Source organism: Trichococcus alkaliphilus, assembly GCF_003008695.1.
GTDB classification, from domain to species: Bacteria; Bacillota; Bacilli; order Lactobacillales; family Aerococcaceae; genus Trichococcus; species Trichococcus alkaliphilus.
The window spans coordinates 1-18,170 of record NZ_PXZT01000005.1; the positions used below are offsets into that span (position 1 = coordinate 1).

General features: G+C 46.1%; 21 protein-coding genes and 1 pseudogene. 5 read left to right on the forward strand and 17 right to left on the reverse strand.

What is annotated here, in order from left to right:
* The coding region (locus tag C7R73_RS13795; RefSeq protein WP_205076476.1) for a hypothetical protein at window positions 1–222 on the forward strand (222 nt) is incomplete at its 5' end.
* Window position 223: 1 nt separating this feature from the next.
* Window positions 224–730: a phosphatidylglycerophosphatase A family protein gene (locus C7R73_RS05800; protein ID WP_106449584.1), complete on the forward strand. Its 507-nt coding sequence runs from the start codon at window positions 224–226 to the stop codon at window positions 728–730.
* A 219-nt stretch (window positions 731–949) separates the two neighbouring features.
* Here C7R73_RS05800 and C7R73_RS05805 read toward each other — a convergent pair whose 3' ends face one another.
* The 7 genes from C7R73_RS05805 to C7R73_RS13710 form a co-directional block, all read right to left on the reverse strand.
* Window positions 950–1,582, reverse strand: coding sequence for a TIGR01906 family membrane protein (locus tag C7R73_RS05805; RefSeq protein WP_106449585.1), 633 nt, complete (start codon window positions 1,580–1,582; stop codon window positions 950–952).
* A gap of 2 nt (window positions 1,583–1,584) precedes the next feature.
* Window positions 1,585–2,352 carry a TIGR01457 family HAD-type hydrolase gene (locus C7R73_RS05810; RefSeq protein WP_106449586.1) on the reverse strand — a complete coding sequence of 256 codons (768 nt, stop codon included), beginning with the start codon at window positions 2,350–2,352 and terminating at the stop codon, window positions 1,585–1,587.
* Window positions 2,353–2,368: 16 nt separating this feature from the next.
* The gene (locus C7R73_RS05815) at window positions 2,369–3,094 is read right to left on the reverse strand and encodes a YutD family protein (protein WP_161525872.1); all 726 of its coding nucleotides are present in this window, start codon (window positions 3,092–3,094) and stop codon (window positions 2,369–2,371) included.
* A gap of 9 nt (window positions 3,095–3,103) precedes the next feature.
* Entirely contained in the window at window positions 3,104–4,492 is a 1,389-nt protein-coding gene (locus C7R73_RS05820) for a bifunctional metallophosphatase/5'-nucleotidase (protein WP_106449588.1), read from the reverse strand.
* 39 nt (window positions 4,493–4,531) lie between these two features.
* Entirely contained in the window at window positions 4,532–5,029 is a 498-nt protein-coding gene (gene ybaK, locus C7R73_RS05825) for a Cys-tRNA(Pro) deacylase (RefSeq protein ID WP_338064716.1), read from the reverse strand.
* Between the two features lie 158 nt (window positions 5,030–5,187).
* Entirely contained in the window at window positions 5,188–5,631 is a 444-nt protein-coding gene (locus tag C7R73_RS05830; RefSeq protein ID WP_106449716.1) for a MarR family winged helix-turn-helix transcriptional regulator, read from the reverse strand.
* A 166-nt stretch (window positions 5,632–5,797) separates the two neighbouring features.
* Complete coding sequence (locus tag C7R73_RS13710) at window positions 5,798–6,196, reverse strand: hypothetical protein (protein ID WP_106449589.1); 399 nt, start codon at window positions 6,194–6,196, stop codon at window positions 5,798–5,800.
* 169 nt (window positions 6,197–6,365) lie between these two features.
* Here C7R73_RS13710 and C7R73_RS05840 point away from each other — a divergent pair, with 169 nt between their 5' ends.
* On the forward strand, window positions 6,366–6,728 hold the full coding sequence (locus tag C7R73_RS05840) for a YbaN family protein (protein WP_106449590.1): 363 nt from the start codon (window positions 6,366–6,368) through the stop codon (window positions 6,726–6,728).
* A gap of 29 nt (window positions 6,729–6,757) precedes the next feature.
* Here C7R73_RS05840 and C7R73_RS05845 read toward each other — a convergent pair whose 3' ends face one another.
* Together C7R73_RS05845 and C7R73_RS05850 are read right to left on the reverse strand one after the other, a co-directional pair.
* Window positions 6,758–8,452 (reverse strand): peptidase M20, encoded by a 1,695-nt coding sequence (locus C7R73_RS05845; protein ID WP_106449591.1) that lies wholly within the window; start codon window positions 8,450–8,452, stop codon window positions 6,758–6,760.
* Window positions 8,453–8,463: 11 nt separating this feature from the next.
* Window positions 8,464–9,372: a dimethylarginine dimethylaminohydrolase family protein gene (locus C7R73_RS05850; protein ID WP_338064717.1), complete on the reverse strand. Its 909-nt coding sequence runs from the start codon at window positions 9,370–9,372 to the stop codon at window positions 8,464–8,466.
* A gap of 256 nt (window positions 9,373–9,628) precedes the next feature.
* Between C7R73_RS05850 and C7R73_RS05855 the strand changes: the two genes are divergently transcribed.
* On the forward strand, window positions 9,629–10,507 hold the full coding sequence (locus C7R73_RS05855; RefSeq protein ID WP_106449593.1) for a LysR family transcriptional regulator: 879 nt from the start codon (window positions 9,629–9,631) through the stop codon (window positions 10,505–10,507).
* A gap of 120 nt (window positions 10,508–10,627) precedes the next feature.
* Here the strand turns inward: C7R73_RS05855 and C7R73_RS05860 are convergent, their stop codons facing one another.
* The 8 genes and pseudogenes from C7R73_RS05860 to C7R73_RS05895 all read right to left on the reverse strand — a co-directional run bounded on the left by C7R73_RS05860 (window position 10,628) and on the right by C7R73_RS05895 (window position 17,114).
* Complete coding sequence (locus C7R73_RS05860; protein WP_106449594.1) at window positions 10,628–11,398, reverse strand: MurR/RpiR family transcriptional regulator; 771 nt, start codon at window positions 11,396–11,398, stop codon at window positions 10,628–10,630.
* 15 nt (window positions 11,399–11,413) lie between these two features.
* Window positions 11,414–11,965 (reverse strand): DJ-1 family glyoxalase III, encoded by a 552-nt coding sequence (locus C7R73_RS05865; RefSeq protein ID WP_106449595.1) that lies wholly within the window; start codon window positions 11,963–11,965, stop codon window positions 11,414–11,416.
* On the reverse strand, window positions 11,958–12,530 hold the full coding sequence (locus C7R73_RS05870) for a DJ-1 family glyoxalase III (RefSeq protein WP_106449596.1): 573 nt from the start codon (window positions 12,528–12,530) through the stop codon (window positions 11,958–11,960). The genes C7R73_RS05865 and C7R73_RS05870 overlap by 8 nt, the downstream gene beginning before the upstream one ends.
* A 58-nt stretch (window positions 12,531–12,588) precedes the next feature.
* On the reverse strand, window positions 12,589–14,031 hold the full coding sequence (gene ascB / locus C7R73_RS05875; protein WP_106449597.1) for a 6-phospho-beta-glucosidase: 1,443 nt from the start codon (window positions 14,029–14,031) through the stop codon (window positions 12,589–12,591).
* A pseudogene (locus C7R73_RS05880) lies at window positions 14,028–15,803 on the reverse strand (beta-glucoside-specific PTS transporter subunit IIABC); the annotation flags it as partial. The gene ascB and the pseudogene C7R73_RS05880, both read right to left, overlap by 4 nt.
* Window positions 15,804–16,140: 337 nt before the next feature.
* Window positions 16,141–16,557 (reverse strand): HD domain-containing protein, encoded by a 417-nt coding sequence (locus C7R73_RS05885; RefSeq protein ID WP_106449598.1) that lies wholly within the window; start codon window positions 16,555–16,557, stop codon window positions 16,141–16,143.
* Window positions 16,558–16,636: 79 nt separating this feature from the next.
* The gene (locus tag C7R73_RS05890; RefSeq protein ID WP_086986456.1) at window positions 16,637–16,876 is read right to left on the reverse strand and encodes a SemiSWEET family sugar transporter; all 240 of its coding nucleotides are present in this window, start codon (window positions 16,874–16,876) and stop codon (window positions 16,637–16,639) included.
* A gap of 25 nt (window positions 16,877–16,901) precedes the next feature.
* Window positions 16,902–17,114 (reverse strand): hypothetical protein, encoded by a 213-nt coding sequence (locus tag C7R73_RS05895; protein ID WP_205076478.1) that lies wholly within the window; start codon window positions 17,112–17,114, stop codon window positions 16,902–16,904.
* A 128-nt stretch (window positions 17,115–17,242) separates the two neighbouring features.
* Between C7R73_RS05895 and C7R73_RS05900 the strand changes: the two genes are divergently transcribed.
* The gene (locus C7R73_RS05900; RefSeq protein WP_106449599.1) at window positions 17,243–18,148 is read left to right on the forward strand and encodes a LysR family transcriptional regulator; all 906 of its coding nucleotides are present in this window, start codon (window positions 17,243–17,245) and stop codon (window positions 18,146–18,148) included.
* Window positions 18,149–18,170 lie beyond the last annotated feature (22 nt).

The following is an 18,170-nucleotide window of genomic DNA, read 5'->3' on the forward strand; positions in this document are numbered from 1 at the left end:
AAAAAAGGCGTTGATGAAATTTACTTCATCAACACCATTTATTATAGAACCCTCTTTCAGAGATGGCCTTTTTTACTTACCCCAGAATCGTTGGATAACGCCTATGAATCCGACAACCCGAACGCGCTGGCGCAAATAATTCATCAAGAATGCCTCTTCTTTTGTTTTCAATTGCCCTTCCTCTATAATAAAAGTATCAAATACGAATCCAGGAGGAATTAATATGGTCAAATCAGACAGCGAGTTGCATGCACGGGCGGTGGCTTTAATTGAGGAACGCGGCGTGAGCGTCGAGGATATCGCCGACCTCGTTTTGCATCTCCAAAAATCCTATGTAGAAAATCTGACAATGGAGGAGTGTATCGAGAACGTTAAGGCTGTGTTCCTGAAACGCGAAGTTCAAAATGCAATCATTACCGGTATCGAGATAGATAAGCTCGCCGAATCGGGACAGCTCTCCCAGCCACTGGCGGATATTATCCTGAACGACGAAGGGCTCTACGGCATCGATGAGATCCTTGCCCTTTCGATCGTCAACGTATATGGCTCCATCGGCTTCACGAACTACGGATACATCGATAAAGTAAAACCCGGCATTCTGCAGAAACTGAATGACAAATCCGATTCAGAATGCCACACTTTCCTTGATGACATCGTTGGCGCCATCGCCGCAGCAGCCGCCAGCCGCATCGCCCACGACAACCCTAACAAAAGCGATATAATGAAATAGAGAGTGTGATGATTCGCGGGAGGGGATGAGCACTAAGAAGCTATTACGAGAACGGCCGCTTTTTGGCCGTGACGTAATAGCAGCTTAGGCGGAATCCCCTGCGAATCAGAACACGTTTGCGAAGAGTGCGATAAACCCCGGGGAGAAATCGAGCACCCAGCCAAAACAAAAACCAGCTTGAGCTGCCATCAAACAAGATGGCAGCTCAAGCTGGTTTTTTTATGTCGTTTTTATTTTCCTGCGTACCCAGAAGTACAGCAGCACAAGCAATAATTCAAGCATCACAAAGACCATCACAAAACAATGCATGAAAAAGTCCTGCGGCAACGCCAGAATAATCGGATCTGTCCGGGAATCAAAGATCCAGGCATCATTATTGAAGAAGACACCGTGGAACGCCACAAACAACCGGTCGAAGTTCATGAATATCACAGTCAAAGCCACTAAAGGCGCAGCGACCATCAGGCGCAAAGGATTCAGCATACGCCAATAACCCTGCTCTTTTTTCACCATCCGCAAAAATAATATGCTTGCGACGGCCGACACTCCCAATATGGCGTAATCCAATAGGAACAGTCTTTTCACCTCATGAAAATGGAACAATCCGCTTTCGGATGCTGGGAAATCAGGCATCTTCAATTCCGCGATCCATGGCAAATTCAGATACTGCATCAGGACGCGGTAATTATCCAGAATGACTTCTTTCGAAAACCCGGTCATTTGTTCAATGTTCAGGTAATCGATATCAAAGCTGTAGAGCGGTGTGAAGTTGATCGTGAAGGCGATGCTTGCACTCAACACCAGCAAAAAGATTGCGGTGTATCCGAAGAAATATTTCAGTTTCTGCGCCATCACTACACTTCCCACTCGGACAGATCATTGACGATATAGGTGGGTTGCTCAGCCTTGCCTTCAATGTCCACCAGTTGGGAGAATCCGGTCAGGACCATCAACGTGTCCACTCCATAATGGACGCCCGCCAGGATATCTGTATTGTAGTTGTCCCCGACCATGACGACATCTTCCTTCTCCAGTTGCATCCTTTTGATGGCGCCGGCCATGATTGTCGGATACGGTTTGCCGATGATCAACGGTTCTTTCTGCGTGCAAGCCTTCAGAAAGGCAGTCAAAGCACCAGCTCCAGGAATAAAGCCTCGTTCGGTCGGCAAATTGGTATCAGGGTTCGTCGCAACAAACTTAGCTCCTTTTTGGATTGCCAAACAAGCAGCCTCCAATTGCTGATACGTAACCCCGCGATCCAAGGCCTGCAGGACAAAATCAGGATCTTTATCGACCATTTCGAAACCAGCAGCTTGCACTTCCTGCTTCAAAGAGGCTTCACCGACGACCAGAACCTTCTTGCCGATGTTCAATTCATTCAGGTGATCCAATGCCGCCATGGCGCTGGTGTAGATATGATCTTCCGTCACATCAATCTGGAAGTTTTGCAGCAGATTCTCTTTGACTTCTGTAGCGGTCTTGGTTGCATTGTTCGTGACGAACAGGAACGGAATGTTTTTATCCTGAAGTTCTTTGACGAATATTTCCGCAGTCGGGATGCGCTCAGCACCTTTGTACACGGTCCCGTCCAGATCGATTAAATAACCTTTATACTTTTTGATGATGTTCTCCTCCTGATCACTGCTCTATCTTTTTGATTTGGAAACTTTTCTTCTCGCCCTTAGCAGATCTGGTTGTAGTCGTTTTTGGTTGGTCTTTTGGCTGGGAGTCCTTTTCGTTCACATCTTTGATCACGAATCCTTTTTTCTTCCCTTGGCTTCTCGGTCTTTCGACATTTTTCGTTACTTTATTTTTGTTTGGTTGAGCCGGTGCGGGAGTCGGAGTCGGCTGGGCAGCTGTTTGGACAGTTGCATCAGCAGGCAATTCCTCTCTGTTCGCTTCACGGTTTTTGCGTTTGCGGTTGCGCTTTGTTTTTGTGATTTTTTCTTTCTCGGCGCGCGTTTTCTCGATTACGAAATAGGCACAGCCAAAATTGCAGTACTCATAGAGATAATCCTCCAGGAAACTGATTTTTTTGTCTTGGGAGACTTTGCTGTTATTGTTTCTGTAAAAACCTTTCAGGCGCAATTGCTCATAGCCCCAATCTCCGACAATATAATCGTACTTGCTCAGAATCGATGTATATCTTCCGGCTAACGCTTCAGCATCAAAGCCTTCTCGGTGATCGATACTCAATTCATATTCTTGTGTTCCCACCAAAAGACGCTTGTCGTCCAATAACTTTACAATTTCTTCCTCTTCGTTACGGTCGCTTGTTTCCGATTCACTATCATCCGCAATAGTTTCCAGCAAGGAGTCCACTTGCGTTTTCAATGATTCATCCAGTAATTCCTTTTTATCCACGATAGCACCTCACTTTTCTCTCATTATGGGAAATTTTTCTTCTAAATGCAGACCGAACACGTCCCTTAAGAAATACGGGAACAACAGACGGCTGCGGCCTTCGTTTTCGATTGTGGGGAAATAAGTGATGTAGCGGAAATGGTCCACCGTCACAAAGGTGATGTCCTCCTCATCGGAAAGCTCTCTGCCATCCACGGTCACGCGGTTCGTGACCGGATCGACTTCGAACCCCCGGTAGCAGAGCTCTCCGAAAATTCTTCCCCGGAAACCCATGCCGGTTATTTCCTTCGTCATCAGTTCTTCGCGCTGCGATTCCATTTCATCGATCATGACTTTGAAATCCCGCCCCGTCAGCGTGCATTCCAGCAAACGCATCGGATGCGGCAGGATTTGATGCAGATGGTTTTTGGTGATGATTCCTTCCGGCAGATCTTCCAGGAACAGTCCGGAGTTCAGAATGCCGAATGGCGTATCGGCATATTCAGTCACAGCGTCCAATCCCAACAGCAACAAATCATTGATGTGGCCTTCATCCGCTTTGAGGCGAGCCGGGTTGTCCGCAATCGGGATGGCAGACAACAGTTCTTCACCGCGTTGCTGCAGTTCCTCGACTTCCGCTAGATCGCCAGGTTTTTCCGGCAAAGCTCCTGCTTCGATCAATTCCGCTTGGCGATCCAAAATCCTGTCGGAATCATAGCTGACCGTCACATGACCGATATATTTCCCGAACTTACCCGCTCCCAGCAACAGGGACTCATCCACATGTTTGCCTTCCGGCAGCACATGATGGGTATGCGCTCCGATGATGATCGGAATGGAACGGTACATTTCTCCGATATGGATATCCTCGATGATGCCGACATGCGACAAAAGGATGATCAAATCGACGGACGGCGCTACTTTCAACAAAATTTTCGGCAGGACTTCATCCGATTCCTTAGGGGCCCAGCCGTTCGGGACATAACTGAGATAGAGCGGTGCCGTCAATCCGATGATCCCGACCTTCAGACCGCTTGACAAAGTCTTGATCAGATATGGTTGCGCCCAGGCCGGCAGAGCCTCCGTTTCCGGATCATAGAGGTTCGCCAACACGACGGGAAATTCGGCATCGTCGTAGAGCTCGTCCAATTGCCGTTTGTCGTTGCCGATTCCTTCATTGTTGCCGATCGTCACGGCATCGAAGGGAACTTGGTTCAACAATTCGATGTTTGCCTTGCCATTGGTGGCTTCCGTCAAAGGATGCACCCTGTCGCAGGCATCGCCGATGTCGAAGAGCAGAACCTCTTCTCCGTTCTTTTCATGAAAAGCCTTCTTTTCCAACAAAAAACGCCGAATTTTCGGCCAATTGTCAAAATGCGAATGCAGATCATTGATATGGTAGATGTGCAATTTCTTCATGATACGTTCTCCTTTTTCATTGACAAAGAGGAACGTGCTTCATTCATCTTTCTCTTGAGTAATCTCTTCAACTTTAGCGTGCGCTGCAGTCATCAGATCGGCAGGACTGAGCTCAATCTGCGTACCGCGTTTGCCGCCGGACACCAGCACGCGCTTTTCATCAAGAATATGATGGGACAAATAAGTAGGGAACGCTTTTTTCATCCCGATCGGCGAACAGCCTCCCCGGATATACCCGGTTGTTGCTTCCAGATCCTTCAAAGGCAACATTTCGATCCGTTTATTGCCGCTGACTTTCGCAAAAGCTTTCAGATCCAGTTCGTTCTGCGCCGGGATGACCCCAACGACGACGCCGGTCTTATCGCCGACCGCTACAATTGTTTTATAAACCGCACCGGCATCCTGACTCATTTTTTCAAGGACAGACAGCGCATCGAGGTGGTCCTCCGACCAAGCGTATTCGTGGACTGTATAGGAGCACTTCTGTTTATCCAACATGCGCATCGCATTTGTTTTGGTTATTTTCTTATTTTTCACTGTCATCTTTCCTTTTTGTCTGATAATGCTTATTTTACCATATGTATGGGGATTGCATCCGGAAAAAGTGACGGTTCCTGCATAAAAAAGCACAAAAAAAGGGACTTCCCAGCTCTCAATGCTGCGGCAGTCCCTGATGTTTTGACGCTGGATTCTGATCAGTGCTCCAAGTTTTCGGCATGGAGCCCTACTCGTTTGGCCAAGTCGATGAACGTTTCTACTTCTTTATCTGAAAGGACAGAAAATATTTCTGCGATATAAGCAGCATGCAATGGGAAAATGCGATCCATCAATTTGCGTCCTTCTTCGGTAATGGCTGTAAAAATAACGCGGCGGTCAGTTGCACATGGGATGCGTTGCACTAGCCCTTTGCTCTCTAATTTATCGACAACGTACGTCAAACTGCTGCTGGCAAGCAAGACTTTCTTTCCGATGTTTTGGATCGGTTGCTCCCCTTTATGATACAACAATTCCATCACGGCGAATTCGGAAAAATTCAAACCTTGCTTCATCATATCTTTCTTCAGTTTGTCCTGTACATGTTGAGATGATTTAAATAACACAGTAAGGGCCTTTAAAGTATCGCGATCTGTTGCAGACATCGTAACACCTCCCTTTTTTATTTCGATTTCGAAGTAATAATAGCACGAAAGAAAAAGTTTGTCAAAATATACAAACGCTTGCATGATGGGAATAATAGCAATCGGTCCAAAACAAAAAACCGCACGGATGGACATCCAAAGTCGTCCCGTACGGTTTTGTAAATTGCTATGAAAGCTGCTCACTCCACCCGAAATACAAAACGATCAGGTAAAGGATCAATGTCAACAACATGGCTACGGCAACATAATACCCGTAGAGCACGACGTCGAAGAAAATCATACCGTTGGATATCAGCGGCGACAGGAGGATTCCTGCCAAAAAAATCAGTTCCGCTGCCAATAAGAGCAACACATTGGTTTGCCTGAACCTGAAAAGCAAAAAATACGTCAGCAAACTCAGGACACATAATAATAGCACGAAATAATTTTGTGAATAAAACCGATAGCCGGATGTCGGGTCCAACGCTAATGTTTCATAATTTGGGAGCAGGATCCAAGGCATAAACATACTGATTCCAAAAAAGGCAAACAGTAAACCCAAAATTATAAGAGATGTATTTTTCATAATAGCTCCTTCTCGGTGATGAATCAGGACTTCCCTAATACACACGCTCCGCCAAATGTACTATACTATCTGAATAGTATATCACAAACAATCTTCATTACGACGATATTGTTAACTATAAGCAACAAAAACTATCTGATTCTTATCAGATTTGAAGGAGACTATCCATTTGAAAAAATACCTATACATCGGCATGGGTTTCTTGACGTTCGGTCTCGGGACTGTCGGGATATTCCTGCCGTTCCTGCCTACAACTGTCTTCTATCTGCTGACCGGCTTTTTCTGGGTCCGCAGTTCGGACCGTTTGCATCAGCAATTCATCGAATCGGAAAAATACAAACAATACATCGAGGAGCCGTTAGTAAAGAAAAACATCACGAACCTAGGAATGGTCCGGATGTTCGTGATGATGCTCTTCGTCTTTGCAATCCCTTTTGCGCTGACCGACAGCGCGTTGTTGCGCATCGTACTGATAATCGTATACTTGGCCCACCTGATCGGATTGACCTGGCATTTGCGGTTCAGAAAATGACAACACTCACGTCAATCTCCACCGCCAGATCACAGCTTCCCAACAGTTCCGGATAATCGCTTATCACTATCGGCTCGGTCTTTCTCCTCGCGTGATAGATTCGAAATGACTTCACGGATCAGTTGGGGCAGGACTTCATAGGAATAGGGCTTGTGGATCCTTTCCTTCCAAGTGTGCGCCCCTTTTCCTAACACGCCTAGATTGACGGCAGGGATCGAAAGCTCCTGGATATCTTCGGTAGGCAAGGGATAAATGCTTTCCATGCCCGGAAAATTTTGGATCAATGTCAGGATTTCCTCATTGGTTTCGCTCATGGACAGGTAGCTGCTGTCGGAAAGGAACGGAAAGAAGCGCCGTTTTTTGAATGCCTGACCGTGCTCCACTCCGATTTTTTCCATCGCGGCTGAAATGGCATTGTCAACCGACGAGTCCGGTTCGATGCCATTATGCGGACAAAACGGTGGTGCCAGGAACAGGATCACTTTGGAGCTGTCGTCCCCTGTCGCATGCTCCAAAGCGTCGATCAGCCGAAAGCCGAATGCCCGTTTGTCCTCGCTACCGTATTTCTGCAGCGTTTCATCGATGATTGCAGCCGTATCGACACCCCTTTGCGAACACTCCCGCAAATAATCTTCGAAAAGCAGGACTTTCACCTCGTGCTCGACCGTACCGATCGGAACGCCGACTCTGGCACGGTATTCGGCAAGTCGGGCGTCCAATTTATCCGTCACTTCCCGGACGGCTTCCTCGGCTGCACCGTGCAATACCGTCAGCACCTCCGTAACGGAGCGTTCGTAAAGGAAAGTGTTGAAATACAGATGCGCCACTTTTGCCGTTTGGACATTGTAGAAGTCTTTGCAATCCCGCTGCTGGAGAGCGGATGACGGCAGGACCTCTTCGTCGTCGATCAGCTCGCACAAGTCGGGGTTCGTGTTGATCGCCAAGTTGATGGCACTGGACAGCAGCGTCGGGTCGATGCCCTGCAAGGTGCTGCCCACATGCGTTTCCCGGCCTTTGATGTAAAAACAAGGGAGAATTTTCCCGGCAGCACCCGTATACAGATAGCGGGTGCTGTCCCCCTCATACAACGGCGAGACAAAATCGGTATTGACCGCGATGACGAATTCGTAACCCTTCTGCTTGAACGCCAGCAGTTCCGGCAAAGAAGCAATTACGCCGGTATGATCGTTCTCCTCCACTGGATTTCCCATCAGCAACAGGTTGAATGGGAGTTGTTCCGGATGTAATGAATAATGCAGCAGGTTCGCCAGATGCACAGCCATCCCGCTCTTCATGTCCAACATGCCGCGCCCGAATGCCCACTCCCCGGACAATGCATCCCTTTGAACTTCCGCATCCGCTTCGTAATTCTCAAAAAAACGCAACAGACGATCCGGCGAAAAAGCATCTGCTTTCTGCTTTCCGAAGTCCTCGACGCCGACCGTATCGATATGAGCGTGCAGCAGGACGATCTTCTTCGAATCAGCTTTGGGGAGAAAAGCGAATACATTTCTCCGCTGCAAAGAATCATCTATCAACGGCGTTTCCCAGACTTGTTCGGGGTGTTCCTGAAAATAGGGGAAACTCGACAGAATCTCGGCGACCCGTCTGCTGATGTCCGCTTCACCATGCGCGGAACTGTTCACGCTCGGGATCTGGACGAGCTCCTTTGCCAGTGCTTCTATTTGCTGCGGTTGCGGCAGATTTTTGATTTTTTCATACATATCGGTTCCCCCTATGCGTTCATTCTTCTAAGAGGAAAGGTCATGCAATGGATGCCTCCCCCTAATTTCAGCAGCTCCGTCAACTCGACTTCATGGACGGTGAGCCCTTTCTTGCGCATCTTTTCATTGATGCCCCGATTCTGAACCAGGGAAATCACTTCGTCACGTCCGATTGCCTGGACATTGTAGCCGTGCCGGAAAATAGCGGGTTCGTCATCGGTGATCAATTCGATTTCCATTTTCTTCAACAGCGCGACGAAAGTTTCAGGCAAATCGGCATAGCCGATTGCCACCTTGGGAGCAACCAGGTTAAAGCACATATCCAAATGGAGGTAGCGCGGATCCATCTCAACGGAATGCACCTCATAACCCAAAGGCTTCAGGATTTCCGTAATCTGGCCGAATCCCTCCGCATTCGTCCGATCCAACATTCCGATGGCGACAGTGCGTTCATCCAGGAAGGCAAAGTCCCCGCCCTCAAAGACGCCCGCCCCTGACACTTCCCCCAATAACGGAACACCCAACTCGGCCATTTTCTCTTCGTAGGCTGCTGTTTCCGGCAAGCGGATCCCATTTTTGAATTTTCCGAGGATGTAGCCTTCGTTCACGCAGCCTCCAAAGTCCCGGGCGAACACGGCATGCGGAAGGATTTCGTCCTTTTCCATCAGCTCGACGGAAATGCCCAAGCTTTCGTATAATGCATGAAGATCATGGAATTCCTTTTGGACGCGTCTTTCATCTATATGCTCCAGGTTCCAATTTTTTGAAATTTCGTTGATTTGTTCTGCCTGATGGACATGATTGGGTTTTGACAGCAAAACCTTCTCAAGCCTGCCTGTTCCATTTGCGACGTACATAAGCTCCCTCCGTTCACTTGATGCATTTGCGGATCCGGATGAACGGCCATCTATTTCTGCCATCCAGAGTAGATCCCTACTTTTTTCTTTTCTGATTCAAAGTATAAGTAACATTTTCAAGGTCGACTACTTGGTGTAAATTTCTGAAAACGATATCTTCCCATCCCTGTAAGGATTGGAAATGACTTTTGAATAGTTGCGGCTTTTCCTGATCGTGTGATATTTCCTGACAGGATTCACGACTTCCTTACATACATAATCTTTTTTCATAACTAAGGGTTATACTGAATGGTAAATAACCTGACACGGAGGGATTGCGATGGGTTTATCACATCTACGGACGTTCCATTATTGCGCTACTTATTTAAGTTTCTCCAAAACCGCCCAACATTTTGAACTGAGCCAACCGGCGATCACCAAACAAATCAAAAAGTTGGAATCGGATCTGGAGCAGGCATTGTTCATCCGGGCAGGCAGGAAACTGTTCCTGACAGTTGCCGGGGAAGCCTTGTTCGAGTATTCCTCCCAAATATTCAGCCTCTATGAAGAAGCTATGGATAAGATGCGGAATCTGTCCGAAGAAAAGTTGAGGTTGCGGATCGTTGGGGATCTGAATTACATGAAGACGAACCTGTCGGAGTTTTTTGCGAAAGCCTACGAGCAGTTTCCAAACATCGAAATCGAAATCGATACCGCCGAAAACGCCAAACTGATATTTTCAGGAGTGCGCGATAAGCAATACGATATCGGCATCCTCAGTGCAAACTACACGACAATCGGCGTCCGCGACCGGTTGCTCCGGGAAGACAACATTTACTTGGTTGCTTCAACCACTTTGGCCAGCCACATGAGACGAGACCCCGATCTGCAGCCGCCCTTGCTGTTCTACAAATCGGAATCCTCCTACAGCAGCTTTCTGCAGGAGTTCATGCAGAGAAACGGCCTTTCCGACCAGAATCGGATGACCTTCAACAGTCTCGAAATGATTCGCCAAGCCTTGTTGAAGGATGCGGGTGTCGCCATCCTGTCGGAAGACGTCATCAAAGAAGACATCCTCGCGGGGCGCGTCACCATCTTGTCGACACCGGTCGAATCATTAAAAATCAAGACGAGAGTGATCTACCGGACGGACAATCCGATGCTGCACAGCATCGAAGGGTGTCTGAAGTTGATTGTCGCTGAAACGAGCAAAGCTTAGCGATTAAGCGGATCGGGCCTGCACCATCTGCGTCCGTTTTGTCTCGGTAAATGAACCGATCCACCTAAAAAAGCAGCGACCCTTCCCGAATGAGAAGGATCGCTGCTTTTTAATAATTATTTATTGTTTTTGCATTTGGGCATACTCCTGGCCGATTAGGCTTGCCACGTAATCCAACTGATAAGGATGACTGGCGTAATCTTGACGAGAAGAGAACGTTAAGGTATCCGATATGAATTTCGGATATTCCTTCTGTTGTCCGGTAACCATCCATATTTTCGGGATATCCTTACCTTTAAGAATATTCCGTTGGTTATCATAGTCAAAGTAGGAACCCGTATAGGTGAAAAGGATAATCAAATGACTTGAATCTGCATTAACGATGTAATTAATCTGCTCTGCGTAGGAAATATTTGTATAAATCTGTTTCCGGAACATCAGTAGATCGCTTTGAAGGATGATTGCGGCTGTTTGAGCTTTCAATAACCCGAAGACGGCTACTTCATCGTATTGCTGAATATCTTTGGTCAGTTGCATCAATTTGGAAGTCTCTATTGAATCTTCCACCATATCGATGCTCGTTTTGATATGTTCACCCAAAGTGTGGATGCGTTTATCAATTGAAATATCCTCTGAAAAACCGGTATAGTCAAATTCTGTGGATTGAAGTAAATCCTTCAGCTCGACGAAACCGTTCAGACCGATTTCTTTACAGAAGCGGGAAATCGAGCTGGGAGCAACATTGCAGTTCTCAGCCATTTCTTTGATACCTATATTTTTCATGTTGTCCAGATTCCCTAAAATATAAGTCGCGATTGTACTGTTGATCGAACCTCTTTTTTCTGCGGCAATGGCACTGAGAAATACGATGGGGAGCTTACCGTAAAGCATGATTGCACCTTCCCTTTATTTTCCGCCAGCAAAGTTGTACAGCATTTTTTCTTTCATTTGGCTGACATCTTTTCCTAATACCTCAGCAATTTTGTATGCAAAGGGATATGGGGTAGCTGGGCCTTGGCTTGTGATGATATTTTTATCAAAGACGACAACAACTTCTTTAAAGATACCACCTTTCAGCTTTTCAGCATAGCCTGTATATCCGGTAACTTGTTTTCCGTTGATTACATCTGCATCGGACAAAACGACAGTTCCCGAACACATGGCCGCAACGTATTTGTTGTGGGAATCGAAATAGCGAACCATCTCGATAACATCCGGATTTTCCTTCAAATTCGCTCCGCCAGGCCGTCCACCAGGAAGGACCAAAACATCATATTCTTTGATCGCATCTCCGAAGAGACGATCGGCTTTTACATAGATGTGATGCATTCCTTTGATGAACCCTTCTTCAAAACCGAATGTATCACAGGGAATTCCCGCACGCCTCAAAATATCGACAATGGTCAGCGTTTCGCTTTCTTCGAAGCCTTCCGCCATTAACACCGCAACTTTACGCATATACTTTGTCCTCCTTACGCTCAAATGCATTGAAGTAGACCATGCGATCTTTTACTGCTGCTGAATCGCCGCCGAGGATATCGACCAAGGCATAACTGAAGGCGTATGCTGTCGCTGGACCCCGGCTCGTAATCAATTTCCCGTCCACCACTACGATGTCTTCTTTAAAATGTCCGCTCGCAATTTTTTTATCATAGCCTACATATGCTGTGTAGGCTTTGTCCTCCAGTAGATTTGCTCTTTCCAATACGATGGGAGCTGCACACATTGCGGCGATATATTTGTCGGCGCGCTGCATTTCTTTAAGAGTGGCAATCACTCGTTCATCATCTCTTAAATTCACTGCGCCTTCGTATCCTCCGGGAAGAACGACCATTTCATAGTCTTGTGTAAAAGTGGGATAGAGCACCTTATCGCACCGAACGGTAATGTCATGTCCTCCTGTAACTTCTTCCGATAAACCGACCATATCGCATTCTATAGAAGCTCTACGCAAGATATCCACAATGGTTAATGTTTCTCCTTCTTCAAAACCAGGTGCAACCAATACTGCTACTTTTGTCATAGTTATTTCCTCCTATCGTTATTGTCGAAATCATTATAATTGTTTACAGATCCCCTGACTAAGAATTTCCAGAATCTGGAAATCCATCGAGACAACAGCCGTTGGACGCAATTATTTTCTTATACCAGTCAAAAGATTTTTTCTTAAATCGCGCATTAGTACCCTGCCCTTCATCATCCCGATCCACATAGACGAATCCATAGCGTTTGCTCATTTCCCCTGTGGAAGCGGCCACCAAATCAATACAACCCCAGGCTAGATAACCGATCATCGCAACACCATCCCGCTGTGATTCTCTCATGGCCTGAATATGTTGTCGGAGATATTCGATCCGGTAATCATCGCTTACCGTACCGTTTTTTAGGACATCCTTTGCGCCCAATCCATTTTCCACCAGGAAGAGCGGCTTTTGATAGCGATCATAGAGAGTGTTCAAAGTAGTCCTGAGTCCAAGGGGATCCATCTGCCATCCCCAATCACTACTTTCAAGGTGGGGATTCTTTATGGATGTCATGATATTTGATTCCGTTTTCCCCTCTGTATCGTTATATGAAATACAACGAGACGTGTAGTAGCTGAGTGCGATGAAATCGACCGGGTGATTCGACAGCATAAGAAAATCATCTTTTTCGGTAACGAGTTGGACTCCCTTTTCAGCGAATAACCTGTCGGCATACGCTGGGTAGGTGCCACGGGACTGAATATCGATGAAAAAATAACTTTCGCGATTTTTATTCAGAGCCGACCAAACATCTTTTGGATGGCAAGAGAACGGATAATAGTCTCCCGCGGCCAACATACAGCCGATTTGGTTTTCACGATCGATTTCATGAGCCATTTTAGTAGCTGCTGCGCTAGCAACTAATTCATGATGTGCAGCTTGGTATTTCACTTGTTCAGGATTTTCCTCATCACATAGGATAAGCCCTGCTCCAGAAAAGGAATTATGCAGAATTACATTGATTTCATTGAAGGTGATCCAGTATTTTACGAGCCCTTTGAACGTAACGAACAGGCTACGGGCATACTTCAAATAGAAGTCGATCATCTTCCGGTTTTTCCAAGACCCATACGTTTCGACCAAATGCAACGGTACGTCGAAATGACTGATGGTCACTACCGGCTCGATTCCATATGATTTGCACAGTTCAAATAACGATTTGTAGTAGCGGAGTCCTGCGGCGTTTGGTTCTTTTTCCTCGCCGGTGGGATAGATTCTTGTCCATGACACGCTAGTCCTAAAAGCCGTGATGCCCATTTCTGCCAGTAGTTTAATGTCTTCGGGGTAAGTGTGATAAAAACCTATGCCATAATGGGATGGGTAATGGTAAGTTTTCTCGTCATAGAGCGTTTTATAATCGATCAACCCTTGTTTTATCTTACGTCGATTCAGACCTTGAGGAACCACATCCATTACGGTCAGCTTTTTCCCATCCTCCAGATAAGCTCCCTCAGCTTGGTTAGCTGCGATTGCACCACCCCATAAAAATGTATCTGTCATTTTGCAGCTCCTACATTTAAGACTAATGGCTTTTCATCTACCGTAAAATCCAATGAACTGAATACCTTTGCATTCGTCACAATTACCGGTGTGGTGAGGTCATAGCCCTTAGATTGGATGAAATTCTTATCAAATCTGACTAGGACGTCACCAACAGAGATCCGATCCCCTTCTTGGACAAGCGTTTCGAACCCCTGACCATTTAATTCAACTGTGTCCAGCCCGATGTGAATCAGAACTTCAACTCCGTCATCGTTACGCAGCCCGATAGCATGTTTAGTTTCAAACAACATAATCACGTTGCCCTCGAAAGGAGCGCATACTGTTCCTTCGGTCGGTTCAATTGCATACCCTTCCCCCAACATGCCTGTTGAAAAAACAGTATCTTTCACTTCAGACAGTGGAATGATGGTTCCTGGTATCGGTTGGACCATTGCAATTTTTTTTGTGAGCAGTTGTTCTGTTTCGTTTTTCGATTCAATTTCTTCAGCTTGTTTGATCCCTAAAACGAGCGTGCCTACAAATGCAAAGGAGATGCTTATCGCAACTGCAATCAATACATGAATATAGCTATCAGCAATATACGTAGGCAAAGCCAAGATGCCCGGCAAAATGATTGCAGTAGCCCCGCCACCGAAGAAGTTCATGTAGGCTGCACCGATTCCTCCGCCCAACATGGCACAAAGCATAGGATTTTTGTATTTCAAGTTAAATCCGAACATTGCTGGTTCGGTTACACCAAACAAGGCAGTGATGCCACTCGTAAAAGCTGAACTTTTCTCGGTTTTATTTTTGAGCAGGAAAAATACGGCCAAAGTTGCACCCGCTTGAGCCAAATTGCCGGTCAGATTGGCCGGAGAGATGACGGAAAACCCGTATTCTGCAATCAATTGCGTATTGATCGGAGTGATCGCATAGTGCATCCCCAGGATTATCAGTAACGGGCGGAAAGTTCCGAACAGGAAGGCGCCGACAACACCATTAACGTTGTATAGCCACGTGACGAACTGCGCCACGCTTTGGCCGATGTATGAGCCGAACGGTCCAATCGCTATCAATTCAAGTGGAACCATGATGAAAAGCACAAGCATCGGGACAAAAAGCACTTTAAAAGTGTCAGGGATTAGTTTGTTGATGAACTGATACACATAAGACATTATCCAGACGCTGATGATGATGGGAATGATTGTGGATTTATAATTCACCAATAAAATAGGCAGTCCCATAAAATACAATGCTTTCACGCCGGTCTCTGCAGCCTGCAAAGCACCATTCAGGATCGTGGGATACATCAATGCGCCGGCAAGAGCTATTGCCAAAAACTCATTGGTCTTGAACTTCTTAGCCGAACTGACAGCCAGAAAGAACGGAAAGAAATAAAACAATAGATCACCGATCATATTAAAAATGGCAAAAGTGCTGCTTTCAGTTGATATAAGGGAAAAAGTTGTCAAAACAGCTGTCACGGATTTTATCATCCCGCAGCCGATCAAGACTGGAATCACTGGTCCAAAAACTCCTGATATCGTTTCTATAATTTGCGAAACCACGTTCTTCTTCGTTTCTGTTTTCTGCACGATGACATCTTCGTTCAGACTTATCAGCTTCTGCATTTCTTCAAAAACTCCACCCACTTTTGCGCCGATGATCACTTGCAGTTGTCCATTTTTATATTGGGATTTGATGACGCCTTCAACTCTATCCAATTGCTCCATGTTAACGATGGAAATGTCCTTAACATTGAAACGGAGTCGGGTTGCACAATGTGTTAACTAAGAGACGTTATCTGCACCGATTATTTGAATGATTTCTTTTGCGGTTTCTGTATGATTCATAGTGATTCTCCTTTTATGTATTCCCCGGGTATACACAGAAGTATAAAACCGTTTACAAAACACTTCCATTGTTTTCCGATTTCTGGAATTGAAAAATGAAAAAGCTTACATCACTTACTATAGGGGCACCAACATGCGGAAAACTGATTGGATTCATCTTGAAAAAACAAAATAGACACTTAAATCCTTCATTCGAGGAATTTAGTGTCCATTTTATATTTTTTGTATTAATTTTCACTGGCGATAACTTGCAGCCAGATAATCTGCTGGGGTTTCAATCCGATAAATATTCGATTGCCTGACGGTATTTTTCTGCCCGATCCCTGTCCTTTTGCGTGATTTTCCCCAAACGGCTCAAATCCGAATTGTGCTTCAGATCCGCCAGCTTTACGGCAGTGGCCAACCGGTTCTTTTTAACACCAGCCAAATATGCGGCATAGTTTTGGTTATGCTTTTTGGTCAATGCCTTAACAGCTTCGACAACATTGTCCGGCAAGCCTTTAGCCAACAATTCATTGGCAGTCACGTCCGTATCCTCGATGATATCATGCAGCAGCGCGACTGCCTTCTCCTCATCCGTCGTCACCATCGCAGCCACTTGTTGCGGATGCAGAATATAATCAAGCCCGGCTTTATCCGTCTGTCCGGCATGCGCCTCTTTCGCAATTTCAAACGCCAATTCTTCCAACATGATTGCACCACCTCTCTCATCCATTATAATAGACTTTGTTAAAAAATAAAAAAGGATCAGCGTGAACTGATCCAAATATTTATTTATATTTTAATTTGGCGATCAAAATAACCAAAGCCAAGCAGAAAGTGATGAGGTTGGCAATCAACAGTGCCATGTCCCCCATTACGTATCCATGAACCATCCATAAGAAGATACCTATAACTGACATGAGGTACATCCCCAGCGAAATAGCCTTCGTGTCCTTTGTCTGCAAAACTTTGATAACCTGTGGTACGAATGACAATGTTGTCAATATTCCTGCGATCGTTCCGATCATATTCTTTTCCCCCTGATTTGTATTATTATTTTAGTTTATAAAGCAAGTAGTCCAAGCAGTCGATTGCTTTCTGATCCTCATGAATTTTATCCAATAAGTTGTGTCTTTGTTTCTTAAGCAAATCCATCTGTTTTACCTGTTCGTTCGTTTGGCGGTATTGCAGAAAAGCAACGATTGTTTTGTCATCGCAGCCGGCATCCTTCAGATTTGTGATCAGCATTTCTTCAGTTATGTCCACTCGTCTCACTCCTCTTGAGAATAGAATACATCGGATCAGCAAGAACATCAAATACCTATGTCAGATAGCTTGTCATACTTGAAAGGCATAGCAAGAAGCGCTAAAATAGTGCTGAAGGAGTTGATCACATGGAACTCAGAGTGCTGCAGTATTTTTTGACGATTGCAAGGGAACAGAGCATCTCGGGAGCTGCGGAATTTTTGCATATCACGCAGCCTACCCTTTCCAGACAAATGAAAGAACTGGAAGAGGAGCTCGGCAAGCAACTGTTCATTAGAGGCAACCGCAAGATCTCTTTGACCGATGATGGCATGCTGCTCAGAAAGAGGGCCGAGGAAATCATCCAGCTCGTAGAGAAGACCGAGTCGGAAATGAACGCGGATGACACTGAATTCAGCGGAGACATCTATATCGGCGGGGGCGAATCCGAAGGCATGCGGATCATAGCGCGCGCAATCAGCAGAGCCCAATCGGATCACCCGCTGCTCAAATTCCATCTGTTCAGCGGCAATGCCGAGGATGTCACGGACCGGTTGGACAAAGGTCTGCTCGATTTCGGGGTACTTGTGGAGCCGACGAACATGGCAAAATATGATTTCATCAAGTTGCCCACGAAGGATATCTGGGGCGTCCTGATGAAGAAAGACAGTTCGCTGGCTGAGTTGGAAAGCATCACACCGAAAGAGCTGAGGGGTAAACCGGTCATTTGTTCGAACCAAATGCTGGTCAAAAATGAACTCGCAGGCTGGCTCGGAGGAAACGAACGCAGCCTGAACATCGTCACAACCTATAATCTTCTGTACAATGCCTCCCTGCTGGTGGAGGAAAACAGCCATTATGCTCTGTGCTTGGATGCCATCATCCATACCGGTGAAGGCAGCGCTTTGTGCTTCCGCCCGTTGGAACCGCGCCTTGAAGTCGGGCTTCATTTCGTATGGAAGAAATATCAGGTATTTTCGAAAGCCTCGGACTATTTCTTGGGACTGGTGCAGGAAGAGGCAAGATTCCAAAGCAAGCGCGCAAAAGAAGCGTAACACCCTCACTTGGGCGTTACGC